This window comes from Pseudomonas sp. Sample_11 (assembly GCF_004307505.1).
Taxonomy (GTDB): Bacteria; Pseudomonadota; Gammaproteobacteria; order Pseudomonadales; family Pseudomonadaceae; genus Aquipseudomonas; species Aquipseudomonas atacamensis.
This window is the reverse complement of sequence record NZ_RCOD01000024.1, coordinates 43,379-59,758: the sequence shown is the minus strand read 5'-3', so window position 1 is coordinate 59,758 and position 16,380 is coordinate 43,379. Positions and strand designations below refer to the sequence as shown.

At 60.8% G+C, this 16,380-nt stretch carries 11 protein-coding genes; 3 read left to right on the top strand and 8 right to left on the bottom strand.

Annotated features, from left to right (window positions below; all coding sequences use genetic code 11):
• Window positions 1-120 precede the first annotated feature (120 nt).
• From D8U60_RS05350 to leuC, 6 genes are all read right to left on the bottom strand, one after another.
• The gene (locus D8U60_RS05350; protein WP_130899643.1) at window positions 121-1,131 is read right to left on the bottom strand and encodes an aspartate-semialdehyde dehydrogenase; all 1,011 of its coding nucleotides are present in this window, start codon (window positions 1,129-1,131) and stop codon (window positions 121-123) included.
• A gap of 246 nt (window positions 1,132-1,377) precedes the next feature.
• Window positions 1,378-2,490, bottom strand: coding sequence for an aspartate-semialdehyde dehydrogenase (asd, locus tag D8U60_RS05345; protein WP_016773934.1), 1,113 nt, complete (start codon window positions 2,488-2,490; stop codon window positions 1,378-1,380).
• Window positions 2,491-2,556: 66 nt separating this feature from the next.
• Window positions 2,557-3,639, bottom strand: a complete 1,083-nt coding sequence (gene leuB / locus D8U60_RS05340) for a 3-isopropylmalate dehydrogenase (RefSeq protein WP_016773933.1) — start codon at window positions 3,637-3,639, stop codon at window positions 2,557-2,559.
• A 55-nt stretch (window positions 3,640-3,694) separates the two neighbouring features.
• On the bottom strand, window positions 3,695-4,462 hold the full coding sequence (locus D8U60_RS05335; protein WP_130899642.1) for a class I SAM-dependent methyltransferase: 768 nt from the start codon (window positions 4,460-4,462) through the stop codon (window positions 3,695-3,697).
• 144 nt (window positions 4,463-4,606) lie between these two features.
• Window positions 4,607-5,251, bottom strand: a complete 645-nt coding sequence (leuD, locus tag D8U60_RS05330; RefSeq protein WP_056784378.1) for a 3-isopropylmalate dehydratase small subunit — start codon at window positions 5,249-5,251, stop codon at window positions 4,607-4,609.
• Between the two features lie 2 nt (window positions 5,252-5,253).
• The gene (gene leuC / locus D8U60_RS05325; protein WP_064363917.1) at window positions 5,254-6,684 is read right to left on the bottom strand and encodes a 3-isopropylmalate dehydratase large subunit; all 1,431 of its coding nucleotides are present in this window, start codon (window positions 6,682-6,684) and stop codon (window positions 5,254-5,256) included.
• Between the two features lie 139 nt (window positions 6,685-6,823).
• On the opposite strand from leuC, the gene D8U60_RS05320 reads away from it, so the two are divergent.
• The 3 genes from D8U60_RS05320 (at window position 6,824) to D8U60_RS05310 (ending at window position 12,842) form a co-directional block, all read left to right on the top strand.
• The gene (locus D8U60_RS05320; RefSeq protein WP_024012384.1) at window positions 6,824-7,714 is read left to right on the top strand and encodes a LysR family transcriptional regulator; all 891 of its coding nucleotides are present in this window, start codon (window positions 6,824-6,826) and stop codon (window positions 7,712-7,714) included.
• Window positions 7,715-7,777: 63 nt separating this feature from the next.
• Entirely contained in the window at window positions 7,778-11,056 is a 3,279-nt protein-coding gene (locus D8U60_RS05315; protein ID WP_024012383.1) for a PAS domain S-box protein, read from the top strand.
• Window positions 11,057-11,150: 94 nt separating this feature from the next.
• Complete coding sequence (locus D8U60_RS05310) at window positions 11,151-12,842, top strand: molecular chaperone HscC (protein ID WP_110598740.1); 1,692 nt, start codon at window positions 11,151-11,153, stop codon at window positions 12,840-12,842.
• Here D8U60_RS05310 and D8U60_RS05305 read toward each other — a convergent pair.
• Together D8U60_RS05305 and D8U60_RS05300 are read right to left on the bottom strand one after the other, a co-directional pair.
• A complete protein-coding gene (locus D8U60_RS05305; protein WP_130899641.1) occupies window positions 12,839-15,529 on the bottom strand; it encodes a DUF805 domain-containing protein in 2,691 nt (896 codons plus the stop codon). The two genes, D8U60_RS05310 and D8U60_RS05305, sit on opposite strands and share 4 nt — an antisense overlap.
• Window positions 15,526-16,221, bottom strand: a complete 696-nt coding sequence (locus D8U60_RS05300; RefSeq protein ID WP_016773926.1) for a DUF1266 domain-containing protein — start codon at window positions 16,219-16,221, stop codon at window positions 15,526-15,528. Before D8U60_RS05300 ends, D8U60_RS05305 begins: the two co-directional genes overlap by 4 nt.
• Window positions 16,222-16,380 lie beyond the last annotated feature (159 nt).

The window sequence follows — 16,380 nt, the reverse complement described above, 5'->3', positions numbered from 1 at the left end:
CCGCGCGCGATCATTTCGGTGCTGCCCCGGAAAGTCCCGGAGGGTGACTCGTCATCGACGCGCTTCGGGCAAGCATAGCGCTCACCTAGAATCAGTCGACAAATTGTTGCCAAGTATCTTTTACAGCAGGTCTTTTATCAACAACTCAGCCAGTTGCACGGCATTGAGCGCCGCGCCTTTGCGTACGTTATCTGACGTCAGCCAAAGATTTAGTTCCGCCGGGTCGTCGACACCACTGCGCACGCGGCCGACATAGACCACGTCCTGCCCCACCGCATCGCCGACCGCGGTCGGATAATCGCCGGCCTCGACCAGCTCGATGCCCGGTGCAGCCTCGAGCGCGGCGTTGACCTTTTTCAGGTCAACAGCGCTGCCTGACTGCAAGGTCACGCTAAAGCTATCGCCAAAAAACACCGGGGCTTGAACGCAAGTGGCAGAAATCTTCAATAAAGGTTTTGCCAGCACCTGGCGCAACTCGCGCACCAGACGCTTTTCCAGCAGCGTGTGGCCCTGCGCATCAGGCGTACCGACTTGTGCCAGCAGGTTGAACGCCATCTGCCGGTCGAAGAACGTCGGTTCCAGCGGACGCATGTTGAGCAGCTCGGCGGTCTGCCGCGCGAGCTCGGTGACCGCTTCGCGACCTTGCGCCGAAACGGCCAGGTTGGCGGTGACGTTGACGTATTGCAGATCGAGCAGATCGAGCAACGGCGCCAGCACCACCGCAAGCGTCGTAGCAGACGGGCTTGGGCTGCTGACTTGGAACGGGCTTTTCAGACTGGCGAGAATATCGGCATTGGCCTCGGGCACCACCTGCGGCGCCTGATCGGCAGGCAACGCGCCGGACAGGTCGATCAACGAGCAACCGGCAGCATGGGCGCGGGCGGCGTAACTCAGCGACACCGCAGCGCCGGCGGCGAAGAACACCAGTCTGACCTTGCTGAAATCGAACTCGTCGACCTCGCGCACGCGGACGTTTTTGTTGCGGAACAGCACCGAGCTGCCGGCCGATTCACTGCTGGCCAGCAGGTGCAGGTTGCCGACCGGAAAGTCGCGCTCTTCGAGAATCTGTACGAGGGTTTCGCCGACAGTACCGGTGGCGCCGATAACGGCGATATCGAAAGTCTGGGTCATGGAGCTACCTCTGGCAAAACGGGGGGAGCGGCACTTTACCGGGTGGGTGGCGCACAGGCAATTTCTGCCCGTACCGATCGTTCCCACGCTCTGCGTGGGAATGTCTCAACGGACGCTCCGCGTTCTGCTTTGGAAGGGACGCAGAGCGTCCCGGGATGCATTCCCACGCGGAGCATGGGAACGATCATTGCGCATAAAAAAACCCGCACCTCTCACAAGGCACGGGCTTCTCATTGCTTCAAGCGATCAACGCTCCAGCAGGATCCGCAGCATGCGGCGCAGCGGTTCGGCCGCGCCCCACAGCAGTTGGTCGCCGACGGTGAAGGCGCCGACGAATTGCGAACCCATGTTCAGCTTGCGCAGACGACCGACCGGTACATTCAGGGTGCCGGTGACCTTGGTCGGGCTCAGCTCCTGCATGCTGATCTCGCGGTTGTTCGGCACCAGCTTGACCCACGGGTTGTGCTGGCTGATCAGCCCTTCGATATCGGCGATCGGTACGTCTTTGTTCAGCTTGATGGTCAGCGCCTGGCTGTGGCAGCGCATGGCGCCGATGCGCACGCAGATGCCGTCGACCGGGATCGGGCTCTTGAAGCGACCGAGGATCTTGTTGGTCTCGGCCTGGGCCTTCCACTCTTCGCGGCTCTGGCCGTTCGGCAGTTCCTTGTCGATCCACGGGATCAAGCTGCCGGCCAGCGGTACACCGAAGTTTTCGGTCGGGTACGCGTCGCTGCGCATGGCTTCGGCCACGCGACGGTCGATGTCGAGGATCGCGCTGGCCGGGTCGGCCAGTTGATCGGCGACAGCGGCGTGGGTCGCGCCCATCTGCTTGATCAGTTCACGCATGTTCTGCGCGCCGGCACCGGAGGCCGCCTGATAGGTCATGGCGCTCATCCATTCGACCAGACCGGCCTCGAACAGACCGCCCAGGCCCATCAGCATCAGGCTGACGGTGCAGTTGCCGCCGATGTAGTTCTTGGTGCCCGCGTCCAGTTGCTGGTCGATGACCTTGCGGTTGACCGGGTCGAGAATGATCACCGCGTCATCGTTCATGCGCAGGCTCGACGCCGCGTCGATCCAGTAACCCTGCCAGCCGGCTTCACGCAGCTTGGGGAATACTTCGCTGGTGTAGTCGCCGCCCTGGCAGGTCAGGATCACGTCGAGGGTCTTCAGCTCGTCAATGCTGTAAGCGTCCTTGAGCGGAGCAATGTCCTTGCCCACGGACGGGCCTTGGCCACCGACATTGGACGTGGTGAAAAACACCGGCTCGATAAGATCGAAATCCTGCTCTTCCAGCATCCGCTGCATGAGCACGGAACCGACCATCCCGCGCCAACCGATCAGACCTACACGTTTCATCGCAACTACACCTTCTTGAAAAGTGGGCCGCTGCTTTGTATTGAATTTCGCAGCGGGCCCGAGAGATTACAGATTCCGCAGCGCGGCGACTACTGCGTCGCCCATTTCCTGCGTACCGACTTTGGTACAACCGGCCGAGTGGATGTCGCCGGTGCGCAAGCCCTGATCGAGCACGACGCTGACGGCTTTTTCGATGGCATCGGCAGCGTCGTGCAGATTGAAGCTGTAACGCAGCATCATCGACACCGACAGGATCGTCGCCAGCGGGTTGGCAATGCCTTTACCGGCAATGTCCGGCGCCGAACCGTGGCACGGCTCGTACATGCCCTTGTTGTTGGAGTCCAGCGAGGCCGACGGCAGCATGCCGATCGAACCGGTGAGCATCGACGCTTCATCGGAGAGGATGTCGCCGAACATGTTGTCGGTGACGATCACGTCGAACTGCTTGGGTGCGCGCACCAACTGCATGGCGGCGTTATCGACGTACATGTGGCTCAGCTCGACTTCCGGGTAATCCTTGGCCACCTGCTCGACCACTTCGCGCCACAACTGGCTGGATGCCAGGACGTTGGCCTTGTCCACCGAGCAGAGCTTCTTGCCACGCACCATGGCCATGTCGAAACCGACACGGGCGATGCGGCGGATTTCGCTTTCGCTGTACGGCAGGGTGTCGTAGGACTGACGCTCGCCATTGTCCAGCGTACGGGTACCACGCGGCGCGCCGAAGTAAATGCCGCCGGTCAGCTCACGGACGATGAGGATGTCCAGACCGGCAACGATTTCCGGCTTCAGGCTCGACGCGTCGGCCAGTTGCGGATAGAGGATCGCCGGGCGCAGGTTGCCGAACAGGCCCAGTTGCGCTCGGATTTTCAGCAGACCGCGTTCAGGGCGGATATCACGCTCGATGGTGTCCCATTTCGGGCCACCGACAGCGCCCAGCAGCACGGCGTCGGCAGCGCGGGCGCGATCAAGGGTTTCGTCGGCCAGCGGCACGCCGTGCTTGTCGATGGCCGCGCCACCGATCACGTCGTGGCTCAGCTCGAAGCCCAAGCTGTACTTGTCATTGGCCAATTCCAGCACCTTGACCGCTTCGGCCATGATTTCCGGACCAATACCGTCACCCGGGAGAATCAGAATCTGCTTGCTCATGCTTTCCTCGTGTCTTCAAGCGGTGCGCCAGTGAACGGCGCGCCGGGAAAAATTCTTATCGCTCAGCCATCAGTACGATTACATCGGTACTGAACGAGCCGTCGGCATCTATCTCAAAATACTCACGCACTTCGTTGCCCATCGACTGCTGCAACTGGCGGATCGCCGCGCGCATCACGTCAGGTGTGCGCATGCGCTCCACCCAACTGCTGTACTCCAGACGCAGGCGCTGCCGGGTGGTACTGCGCACATGCAGACCGGCTTCGCTGACCTGGCGCAGCCACTCGGCGGCGGAGTAGTCGCGGACATGGCTGGTGTCGCGCAGCACTTCAACGCTTTGCAGGTAAGTGTCGAACAACGCACTGCCCGGTGACAACACATCAACGAACGCCGCCACCCCGCCCGGCTTCAGCATCCGACGCACTTCGCGCAAGGCCAGACCGAGGTCGCTCCAGTGATGCGCCGAATAGCGGCTGAACACAAAATCGAACTCGCCATCGGCGAACGGCAAGCGCTCGGCAGCACCGTTGACGGTAATGATGTTGCTCAAGCCGCGATCGACGGCAGCGCCGGCAACCACATCAAGCATTTGCTGCGACAAGTCGTAAGCCACCACTTCCTTGACCAGCGGTGCCACATGAAAGCTGACGTGACCGGCGCCGCAACCCAGATCCAGCACCCGCGCACTGCCCTGCCCGGCCAGTTCAGCTTGTAGCAGTGCGAATTCACTGCCTTGGGCGTGAACGGCGCTGCTCAGGTAAGCGGCGGCCTGTTCACCGAATTGCTTTTGTACGACCTGAGTGTGTTGGGCGGTGCTGGTCATGGGGACATCCTGTTCAATTTTGCGTTGCTTTGCAGGGTCCTATCGCTGGCAAGCCAGCTCCCACAGGTTTTGTGAACTGCGCAAATCCCTGTGGGAGCTGGCTTGCCAGCGATGGGGGTCAGCCCCGACTACATCAATTTCGAATCACACGTCGCGAAACAACCACGGCTGACTAACCCGATGCTTGGCCTCGAACGTCGCAATCGCATCGCCGTCCTGCAAGGTCAGGCCGATATCGTCCAGACCGTTGAGCAGGCAGTGCTTGCGGAACGCGTCGATCTCGAAGCTGTAGACCTTGCCATCCGGGCGGGTCACGGTCTGCGCTTGCAAGTCGATCTGCAATTGATAACCCGGCTCGGCTTCAACCTGCTTAAACAGTTCATCAACTTCTGCATCGCTGAGGATGATCGGCAGCAGGCCGTTCTTGAAACTGTTGTTGAAGAAGATGTCGGCGTAACTCGGCGCGATGATGCTGCGGAAACCGTACTCTTCCAGCGCCCACGGCGCGTGTTCACGGCTCGATCCGCAGCCGAAGTTCTCGCGGGCGAGCAATACGCTGGCACCCTGATAACGCTCGGCGTTGAGGACGAAATCCTTGTTCAACGGGCGCTTGGAGTTGTCCTGGTACGGCTGACCGACATCCAGATAACGCCACTCGTCGAACAGGTTCGGACCGAAACCGGTGCGCTTGATCGACTTCAAGAACTGCTTGGGAATGATCTGATCGGTGTCGACGTTGGCACGATCCAGAGGCGCAACAAGACCAGTGTGCTGAGTAAATGCCTTCATCTTTACTGTGCTCCTTGGATCAATTCACGAACGTCAATGAAACGGCCGTTCACTGCTGCCGCCGCCGCCATGGCCGGGCTGACCAGGTGGGTACGGCCACCGGCGCCCTGACGGCCTTCGAAATTACGGTTGGACGTCGACGCGCAATGCTCGCCGGACTCCAAACGGTCCGGGTTCATCGCCAGACACATCGAGCAACCCGGCTCGCGCCATTCGAAACCGGCCTCGAGGAAAATCTTGTCGAGCCCTTCAGCTTCCGCCTGCGCCTTGACCAGACCCGAGCCCGGCACGACGATCGCCTGCTTGATGGTCGAGGCCACCTTGCGGCCCTTGGCGATCACCGCAGCGGCGCGCAAGTCTTCGATGCGCGAGTTGGTGCAGGAACCGATGAATACGCGATCAAGCTGAATGTCGGTGATCGCCTGATTGGCGGTCAAACCCATGTATTTCAAGGCGCGGACGATCGAGTCGCGCTTGACCAGATCCATTTCCTTGGCCGGGTCCGGCACGTTCTGATCAACAGCCAAAACCATCTCAGGCGATGTGCCCCAGCTGACTTGCGGCTTGATTTGCGCGGCGTCGAGCTCGACCACGGTGTCGAATTTGGCATCGGCATCGGAAACCAGGTCTTTCCAGGCTTCGACGGCCATGCCCCACTGCTCGCCTTTCGGCGCGAATGGACGACCTTTGACGTAGTCGATGGTCTTCTGATCCGCCGCCACCAGGCCGACGCGGGCGCCGGCTTCGATGGACATGTTGCAGATGGTCATGCGGCCTTCAACGGACAGATCGCGGATCGCGCTGCCGGCAAATTCGATGGCGTGGCCGTTACCGCCGGCGGTGCCGATCTTGCCGATCACCGCAAGGACGATGTCCTTGGCGGTCACGCCGAACGGCAATTGGCCTTCGACGCGCACCAGCATGTTTTTCATTTTCTTGGCCACCAGGCACTGCGTGGCGAGCACGTGCTCGACCTCGGATGTGCCGATGCCGTGGGCCAACGCACCGAATGCGCCGTGGGTCGAGGTGTGCGAGTCACCGCAGACCACGGTCATGCCCGGCAAGGTCGCGCCCTGCTCCGGACTGATGACGTGAACGATGCCCTGACGCACGTCGTTCATCTTGAACTCGACGATGCCGTATTCATCACAATTGTCGTCGAGGGTCTGCACTTGCAAACGCGAAACCTGATCGGCAATGGCTTCGATGCCGCCCTTGCGCTCCGGGGTGGTCGGTACGTTGTGGTCCGGGGTCGCAATGTTGGCATCGATGCGCCAAGGCTTGCGCCCGGCCAGACGCAAGCCTTCGAAAGCTTGCGGCGAAGTCACTTCGTGGATGATGTGACGATCGATGTAGATCAGCGCCGAGCCATCGTCGCGCTGCTTGACCAAATGCGAATCCCAGAGCTTGTCGTAGAGCGTTTTGCCGGCCATCAGACGGTTCCTCATCAGCTTGTTTCTATGCCCTGGGCTTATCAATAACCCTTTGGCTTGTGAGGCCGATCCTATGGGGTTAGATTAAATAACTCAAATTCATATTTTTTATGCTTTGGATAACCAACTGGAATGCGACATGGACTTGGCTAACCTCAACGCTTTTATTGCCATCGCCGAGACCGGCAGCTTCTCCGGCGCTGGCGAACGCCTTCATCTGACCCAACCGGCGATCAGCAAGCGCATCGCCGGTCTTGAGCAGCAATTGAAGGTGCGCCTGTTCGACCGCTTGGGCCGTGAAGTCGGCCTGACGGAGGCCGGTCGCGCCCTGCTGCCACGGGCTTATCAGATCCTCAACGTGCTCGACGACACCCGCCGCGCCCTGACCAACCTGACCGGTGAAGTCAGCGGCCGCCTGACGCTGGCCACCAGTCACCACATCGGCCTGCACCGCTTGCCGCCTCTATTAAGGGAGTTCACCCGCCGCTACCCACAGGTTGCGCTGGATATTCAGTTTCTTGATTCGGAAGTGGCCTACGAGGAAATTCTCCACGGCCGCGCAGAATTGGCGGTCATCACCCTCGCGCCAGAGCCGCATACCTTGGTCAAAGCCACGCCGGTGTGGGACGACCCGCTGGATTTCGTCGTCGCCCCGGAGCATTCGCTGATCAACAACGGTGCCGTCAGTCTGGCGGACATCGCCGGCCACCCCGCGGTTTTCCCCGGCGGCAACACCTTTACCCACCACATCGTCCAGCGTTTGTTCGAAGCCCAGGGCCTGACGCCGAACATCGCCATGAGCACCAACTACCTGGAAACCATCAAGATGATGGTCTCCATTGGCCTGGCCTGGAGCGTGCTGCCGCGCACCATGCTCGACGAACAAGTGGCAAGCATCGCATTGCCGGGCATACAGCTCACTCGCCAGCTAGGCTATATCTTGCACACCGAACGGACGCTATCGAATGCAGCAAGAGCCTTCATGGCCCTGCTGGATGCACAAATCGATCGGCCAGGGATCCCGGCCTGACTTGTGCTACTCCTATAGCGCCGCTCCTGTGCCTAACGCCACTCAGCTCAAGGCCCGCTGACAATGCCGAAATCTGTTGACCGAACTCCGCCGATGCCGCGAATCCAGGCCGTCGATCCGCGCCATTCCGAGCAGAGCTGGGAAAGCGCGCCGCAATTGCTCGCCGCGCTCAACGGCGCGCGGCTCGGTGCCTGGTATTGGGACATCGAGCGCGGGCAGATCAGCTGGTCGCGGGGCACCCAGGCGTTGTTCGGTTTCGATCCACGGCAGCCGTTGCCCGCCGATTTGGAATACCTCGACCTGTTGCCGCCGGAAGACCGCGCGAAAACCGTGCGTGCTTTCCACGCGGTGATCGCCGGCGCCCCTCTGGAGCAGGCGATGCATCACCGCATCCGCTGGCCCGACGGCAGCCTGCACTGGCTGGAGATCAGCGGCAGCCTGCTGCCGGACAAGAACGGCCGGCCCCGAATGATCGGGGTGATTCGCGAAATCACCCACCAACGCCAGCGCGAGCAGGCCCTGAGCAGCTCGGAGAAACGTTTCGCGACACTTTTCCACCTATGCCCGAACATGGTTTTGCTGACCCGCCAGGATGACGGTCTGATCAGCGAGGCCAACCAGTATTTCGAAAGCCTGTTCGGCTGGCCGGTGCAAAGCGCAATCGGCCGCACCACCCTGGAACTGGGCTTGTGGGTGCATCCCGAGCAACGCGCCGAACTGGTGAAGAAAACCAAAGCCAAGGGCGAGCTGATCAGCATGGAAGTGCAGTTCCGCGCCAGCAATGGCCAGGTGCACGACGGCATCCTCAGCGCGCAGAAGGTCGAGCTCGAAGGCCAGCCCTATCTGCTCAGCACCTTCCTCGACACCACCGAACGCAAAGCCGCCGAACTGGCCTTGAAGGACAGCCAGGAACGCCTCGACCTGGCGCTGGATTCGGCGCAACTCGGCACCTGGGACTGGCACATCCCCAGCGGCATGCTTTACGGCTCGGCGCGCGCTGCGCAATTGCACGGGCTGGAGCCGATTCCATTCCATGAATCATTCGAGGAGTTTTTCGAAGGCGTGCCGGGCGAGGAACGCGACAGCATGCGCGACGCCTACCGCAGCCTGCGCGAAGGCCCCGCCGGCAATTATCAACTGACCTATCGGGTGCAATTGCCCGACGGCAGCTCGCGCTATCTGGAAAGCCGCGCGCGTCTCTATCGCGACGACAACGGCGCACCGCTGCGAATGGCCGGCACGCTGCTGGACATTACCGATCAGGTCGAGCGCGAACAGCGTCTGGTGGCCTCGGAAGAGAAATTCGCCACGCTGTTTCAGGTCAGCCCCGATCCGATCTGCGTCACGCGCCAGGAAACCGGGGAGTTCATCGAGATCAATTCCAGCTTCAGCCAGACCTTTGGCTGGAGCGCCGCCGATGTGATTGGCCACACCGCCGAGGAAATCGGCCTGTGGGACGCCTCGGCGAAAAGTCTGCAACGCATCGAACGGGTGATTCGCGAACAAGGCCTGAGCAACGTGGCCATTCTCGTCCAGCACAAGGACGGCCAGTCGCTGACCTGCGTGATTTCCAGCCGGCAGATCAGCGTCGGCGATCAGCCGTGCATCGTCACCACCCTGCGCGACATCACCCAGCAACAACGCTCGGAAGCAGCGCTGAAGGCCAGCGAAGAAAAATTCGCCAAGGCGTTCCATTCCAGCCCCGACGCCATCACCATCACCGAGCGCGACACCGGGCGTTATCTTGAGGTCAACGATGGCTTCTGTCGCCTCACCGGCTACCGCGCCGACGAAGTGGTGGGCAAAACCGTTTATCAGGTGGGGATCTGGGCCGAAGAGAAACAGCGCTCGACCTTACTCGCCGAGTTGCAGATCAAGGGCCGCGTGCATCATCAGGAAATGCTCGGGCGCAACAAGCGCGGCGAATTGCTCACGGTGGAAGTCTCGGTCGAGCCGATCACCCTCAATGAAACCGCATGCCTGCTGCTGACCGCGCGCGACGTCAGCCTGTTGAAGAACGCCGAAGCGCAGATTCGTCACCTGGCCTATCACGACCCGCTGACCAACCTGCCCAACCGCGCCCTGCTGATGGATCGCCTGAGTCAGCAGATCGCCCTGCTCAAGCGCCACAATCTGCGTGGCGCCTTGCTGTTTCTCGACCTCGATCACTTCAAGCACATCAACGATTCCCTCGGTCACCCGGTCGGCGACACCGTGCTGAAAATCATCACCGCGCGGCTCGAAGCCAGCGTGCGCATGGAAGACACGGTGGCGCGCCTCGGTGGCGATGAGTTCGTGGTGTTGCTCAGCGGCCTCGAAGGTTCGCGCAGTGAAGTCAGCGAACAAGTGCGCGCGCTGGCCGACACCATTCGTGAACTGCTCTCGGAGCCGATGTTCCTCGATGGCCAGCGCCTGCAAGTGACGCCGAGCATTGGCGTCGCGCTGATTCCCGATCACGGCTCGACCCCGACCGACCTGCTCAAACGCGCCGACATCGCCCTGTACCGGGCCAAGGATTCCGGGCGCAACACCACGCAGATGTATCACAACACCATGCAGAAAGCGGCCAGCGAACGCCTGCGCATGGAGACCGACCTGCGCCTGGCGCTGTCGCGCGGCGAGTTCAACGTGCACTTCCAGCCGCAAGTCGATGCCCGCGACAACCGCATCATCGGCGCCGAAGCCCTGGTGCGCTGGAACCATCCCGAACTTGGTGCGCAATCGCCCACCGAGTTCATCAAGGTACTGGAAGACAGCGGCCTGATTCTCGAAGTCGGCACGTGGATCCTCGATGAAGCCTGCAACGCCTTCAAACAACTGATCGCGTTGAAACTGGTCGACCCGCTCAACTTCAGCCTGTGCGTGAACATCAGCCCCCGGCAGTTCCGCCAGAACGATTTCGTCGAACGCATCGAACACAGCATGACCAGCCACGGCCTGCCCTGCTCGCTGCTGAAACTGGAAATCACCGAAGGCATCGTCATCCAGAATCTGGAAGACACCATCAGCAAAATGCGCCGGCTGAAAAAGCTCGGCGTGAGCTTCGCCATGGACGATTTCGGCACCGGCTATTCGTCGCTGACGTATTTGAAGCGTCTGCCGGTAGACACCCTGAAGATCGACCAGTCGTTCATCCGCGATGCGACCACCGATTCCAATGTTGCCGAGATCATTCGCGCGATTGTCGCGATGGCGCGCAGCCTTGAGCTGGAGGTCATTGCCGAGGGCGTGGAGACGCCAGCACAGCTGGCGTTTTTGCAGGGCCTGGAATGCCATTTGTATCAGGGTTATCTGCACAGCCGGCCGGTGGGGTTGGAGGATCTGAAAAAACTGCTGCCCTGAATCGGCGGTCGCACAGACTGGCAACAGAGCAACAATTGCCACGGTTTGCGTCAGCCTGTAGGGTCGCGTTTTTTGCGCCGCTTCGAGATCAACCATGCAGGATGCATCCCTTCCCCGCCCGGCCCTGCTGGGCATCGACCTTGGCACCACCAACAGTCTGATCGCCGTCTGGCGTGAAGGCCGCGCCGAACTGATCCGCAACGCCCTCGGCGATGTGCTGACACCGTCGGTGGTCAGCCTTGATGAAGACGACACGATTCTGGTCGGCAAAGCCGCCCGCGCCCGCCTGACCACGCACCCGGAACGCACTGCCGCCGCGTTCAAGCGTTTCATGGGCAGCGACAGGCAAATCCAGCTCGGCTCTCGCCAGTTCAGCCCGGAAGAGTTGTCGGCGCTGGTACTTGGCTCACTCAAGCAGGACGCGGAGGCCTTTCTCGGCCAAGCGGTCACAGAAGCGGTCATTTCCGTACCGGCATATTTCAGTGACGAGCAGCGCAAGCGTACCTTGTTCGCCGCCGAACTGGCCGGGCTGTCCGTGACGCGCCTGATCAATGAACCGACCGCGGCCGCCATGGCGTACGGCCTGCACGAACAGAAGTTCGAACGCACGCTGATTTTCGATCTCGGCGGCGGCACATTCGACGTCACCGTGCTCGAATACGCATTGCCGCTGATTGAAGTGCATGCCTCCACTGGCGACAACTTTCTCGGCGGCGAAGACTTCACCGCCGCCCTGTTGCAGGCCTGCCTGAAACACTGGCAACTCACACCCTCAACGATCGATGCACAAGCCATGGCCAGCCTCGGTGATGCCCTGGAACAGCTGAAATGCAAACTCGGCGAAGGCGCGCAGCACTTGAGCTGGCGGCATGCCGAGCAGACATTCGAATGGGAACTGGATGAAGCCGCTGCGGTGAAAATCTGGGAGCCGTTGCTGGCCCGCTTGCGCGCGCCAATCGAACAGGCTCTGCGCGATGCCCGACTGAAACCGCGCGACCTCGACAGCCTGGTGCTGGTCGGTGGCGCCACGCGCATGCCGGCGGTACAGCAAATGGTCGCCACGTTGTTTGGACGCCTGCCTTATCGGCATCTTGATCCGGACACCATCGTGGCTCTGGGCGCAGCGACACAGGCGGCATGCAAGGCGCGGGACGGTGCGGTCGAGGAGTTGATTCTGACCGATGTCTGTCCGTATACGCTGGGGATTTCGACCAATCGTGGCGAAGGCGTCAGTGGCGCGTTCTCGCCGATCATCGAACGTAACACGGTGATTCCAACGTCACGGGTGCAGCGTTACTCGACGACGTTTGCGCAACAGACTGAAATCCGTGTCGCGGTGTATCAAGGGGAACGCCCGTGGGTACGCGACAATATTTTCATCGATTCTTTCGACATCCAGTTCACCCCTAGTGAGCAGCTGCAGAGCCTCGATGTGCGTTTCAGTTATGACATCAACGGCCTGCTGGAAGTAGACGTCACGCTTCTGGAAACCGGCGAACGTTACGGCCACAGCATCGACCGTAGCCCGACCGGACTGGATGAACAGGCGCGCAGAGACAGCCATGCCCGGCTCGCGACGCTCAAAGTCCACCCTCGCGACGCCCTGCCCAACCGCACCCTGCTCGCACGACTGGAGCGAGCATGGATGCAAACTCTGGGCGACGAGCGTGCGCGCATTGCCGAGTGGATGGACACCTTCAACACCGTGCTTGCCGGCCAGCAAGCCAGCGAAATCGCCAGCCACCGCTCAGCGCTGAATGATGCGCTGGATCAGATGCGTCTTTAACCGTTCAGTTGCCGTAAAGCAGCCTGCAACCCGCCGGACAACATATCTGCCCCACTGTCCGGCGGCACGCCATAGCGGTTAGGCAGTTTGTCTCCCGGAAAGCCGAACAACACCAGCGGCAGGAATGGCAGAAACGACGACAATCCAAGAAATATCAGCAGTGTCGGTATGCCCCGGCCCATATCGTGCAACCGCCGTACAACTGCCGCGAACAACAGCAGCACGCCAAGCAAAAAGATGACCATCCCGCCAATCGTCGTGCCCGTTATCAGCCCGGCTATTGGGGTTACCACTACGCATCCCAGGACCTGAGCGATAAAAGCCCTGCGCCCCAGCCGTGATCCGAGGCGCCAGAACGCTTTCGCTGGTACTGGCTGGACATCACTGTTGGCTAACAGCAACCGCTCCGACCACGACAGCAACGCGCACAGTGCCAAGCGCAAACCGACGCTGTTCTGCACGTCATCCTTACCCTGCTGCAGCTGCCGCAATACTCGCGTTTTCGGCACTCCGGCAGCGCCGTAGCGAATCAAGCTTTTGAGCGCATCCAGCGCCTCATAGGCCAATAGTTTGTCGACACCGAAATCCGTCAACACCTTGCGCGGTGGCCACACCGGTTCGCCCTTGATCAGACCGTCGCGAAAGCCTTCGAACCAGTCATCCTCGCAACTGACCGCTTCAATCGACTGCAACAACGCCCGGTGCTGCTCGGCGCTCAGGCTTGGATCGTGGTAGAGCACGCCCCAGAACATCAACAAGCCCAGCAGGTCATCGCCGCACGCCGCACGGTCACTTTCGACGCAGGTGTAAAGCAGGGTATTGGCGGGCAGCCTGGCGCTGTCGAGAGCCTGCTCGACACTGAACAACTGTTGCACCAGCAAACCGTGCACAGGATCGTCACCCTGCAGCCAACCCAGCAAACCGGCGCCATTGCCCTGCTCACGCAGCAAGCGCCGCAATAGCGGCTGCAGTCGGCTCAAAGGATGCGCAGGATTGAACGGCAAACGCTCCAGACACTGCGCATCAATCAATTGCAACCAGCGCTCGGGTTGTTCCAGCAATGCCAGAAAAAACACGGTTTGAGCGTGCCAATCCCAGATGGCCGCTCTCAACCCGATCGGCGGCAAACCTGTCGCGCGCCGACTCAACTGGAGCATGAGATCAAGCTCCGAGAGGTCATTGCCGTCTTTGACCGCACTCAGCTCGAACGCGTCGGCAATGCGTGCAAGCGCCGTGTCGCTATAGGGCCGTAAGCGCTGCAACCACAGACGACAAACCTTGTGCAGCGCACCTTCGGACAACGCGAGCGGCAATTGCGGTGAAAGTGTTTGCGAGTCAGTGAAAGCGCTCATGGCCTGCGCAACAGGCGCCTTGGCCAGCCAATGCAGATGTTGCCTGGCCTGATACTTCAGGCCGCTCAAAACCAGGCATTCCAGCGCGTCCACCGGCAGCGGTTCGTCGACAATCTGCTGCAACAAGGCCGAATCACCACGATGCAGCGCCCAGGCGTGCCGGTACAGACGCAGCAAACGGCTGTCGTGGTTTTCGCCGATCAACTGCGCGAGCAATGGCAACTCGTCGCCCGCCATGCGCCAATCAACAAAGCTTTGCGCCAGTGCATCAAGCTTGAGCCGTCCGACACCCAACCAACGGGTCAAGGTCTCGGGCCGTTGTGACGGACTGCCATACACTTGGCACTCAGCACCCAGTTCGTCCGGCCAAACGGCGCAGTCCTCCAGACGATCGAACGCCTGAATCAGCAACGGCAGAAAGGTCGGCTGACGCTTGGCACACAGCTCCAGCAAGCGACTCTCTGCCGCGGGATGGCGATGTTCGCTCCAGAGCCGAATCCAGCATGGAAACGCTTGATCGTCGTGCCCCAACAGACTGTACTGACACGCCAGCAGGTACAGCCAGTCGACGTTATCCGGCGCCGCATCGTGCTGTTCGGCACAGCATTGCAGGAACGTCGGCGCGCCCATCCCCGCTTGGGTGAACTGCACCAGCAACCGCTTGAGGTACGCGGCATCGTTGGGCAACGGCAAGCACGTGTGCCGACTGGCGAACTCGGCGAACTCGTGAAGCGGACGCTGAGTAAAGATGAAATCGAGGCTACGGGCATACCACAGCGACTCGGTTTGTGCCGGCTCTGACCAGGCGCTCATCAGATCCGTGTCGAACGGGTCGGGCGTCTTGATGCGCTGCAAAAAGCCTTCTACCGCTTGCGCATCGTCGAATGCCAGATCGAGCAATTGCTGGTCCCAGGCCATGCGCTGCGCCAACAGATTCGCACAACGGTAGGACAACGGACCGGCGCCGGACAGTCGGTGGTACAAGCCCCAGTTGAGGTCATCTAAAACCTCCAGTGACAATTCATCCAGCGTCCGGACGAATGCCTGCCACGCCGTGTGATTGAATCGTCGCGCGGGATCATCAAGCAGCGCACAGAAATCCAGGAAAGCTTGAGGCGCCCGAACGACATTGGCTTGTGCAGCGTCGATCTCGTCTCCAGCCTCTTCCTCCTCTTCACGGGCCAGACGCAGGGCACTCTCGTAGGCCATGCGTAGCGCTTGAAAACCTTCCGGATCGGTTTCCGGATGGTGCGCCGGCAAACGGGCGCGATAGGCGCTGCGAATCAGGGTTTCGTCAGTAGTCGGTTCAATGCCCAGTCGAATCCAGCAACTCATGACCAGTCGAACTCCCCAAGCGATGCCGGACGAGACGGCGGATCAATATCCATGTGCCAAGGCAGATCAGCGAGAAAGTGTGGAATGTTTTGCGCAAGACCTCGGGCAATCCTGGTGTTGAAAGCGCTGGTGCCCTCACGACTCATCTCGACCGCCAGTTCATCATCGCTTTTACTCATGCAGCACCAAAAGGTTCGTCCCACCAGAAAGCCGTTGAAGTAAGCCATCCAGCTGCCGTAATGAAACTGCGCCCTCAACGCCAGACGACTGTGCAACCAGTTGCTCTCGGCCAGATCGATCCATTGATTACGTACGGCGCAGCGCAACAGAAAGCCCATCCGGCCGTAATCCCAGGACAAGATGCCGCCGGGACCACAGCTGCCGAAGGTACGGCTGGCAAATTCATGCAGGACGCGCTCGCGCGGGCTCAGCTCATTGAGCAACGACTGCCATTCACTCGGCAGGCATCGCTGCCACGCCAGATAGGCCGCACTGAGGTGTTTGGCATGGCCGTCGTCGGTCATCCATCCGAGCATGTCGAACAACTGTTGCCGATCATCGATACCCCAACTTTCCTTGAGGTTGATGTAACGATCGTTGCAGAACGCCGGGTCGTCATACCCGGCGCCGGTGTTGAGCGCGGCCATTGGTGCGGACAACGCGCACAGCCAGCGCTGTTGAATCTCGTCCATGAAAAAAGGCTCCAGGCCGACCGCTGGGAAATGGGGGCCGGCAAAACTGCGCCGATTGTAAAGAGCCCCGACGACAGCGGCAAACCCTGCATCGCTTTGACTGCGCGCACAAAAAAGGCCCCGACGTATCGGGGCCTTTCGTTCAGCGGCTTATCGCCG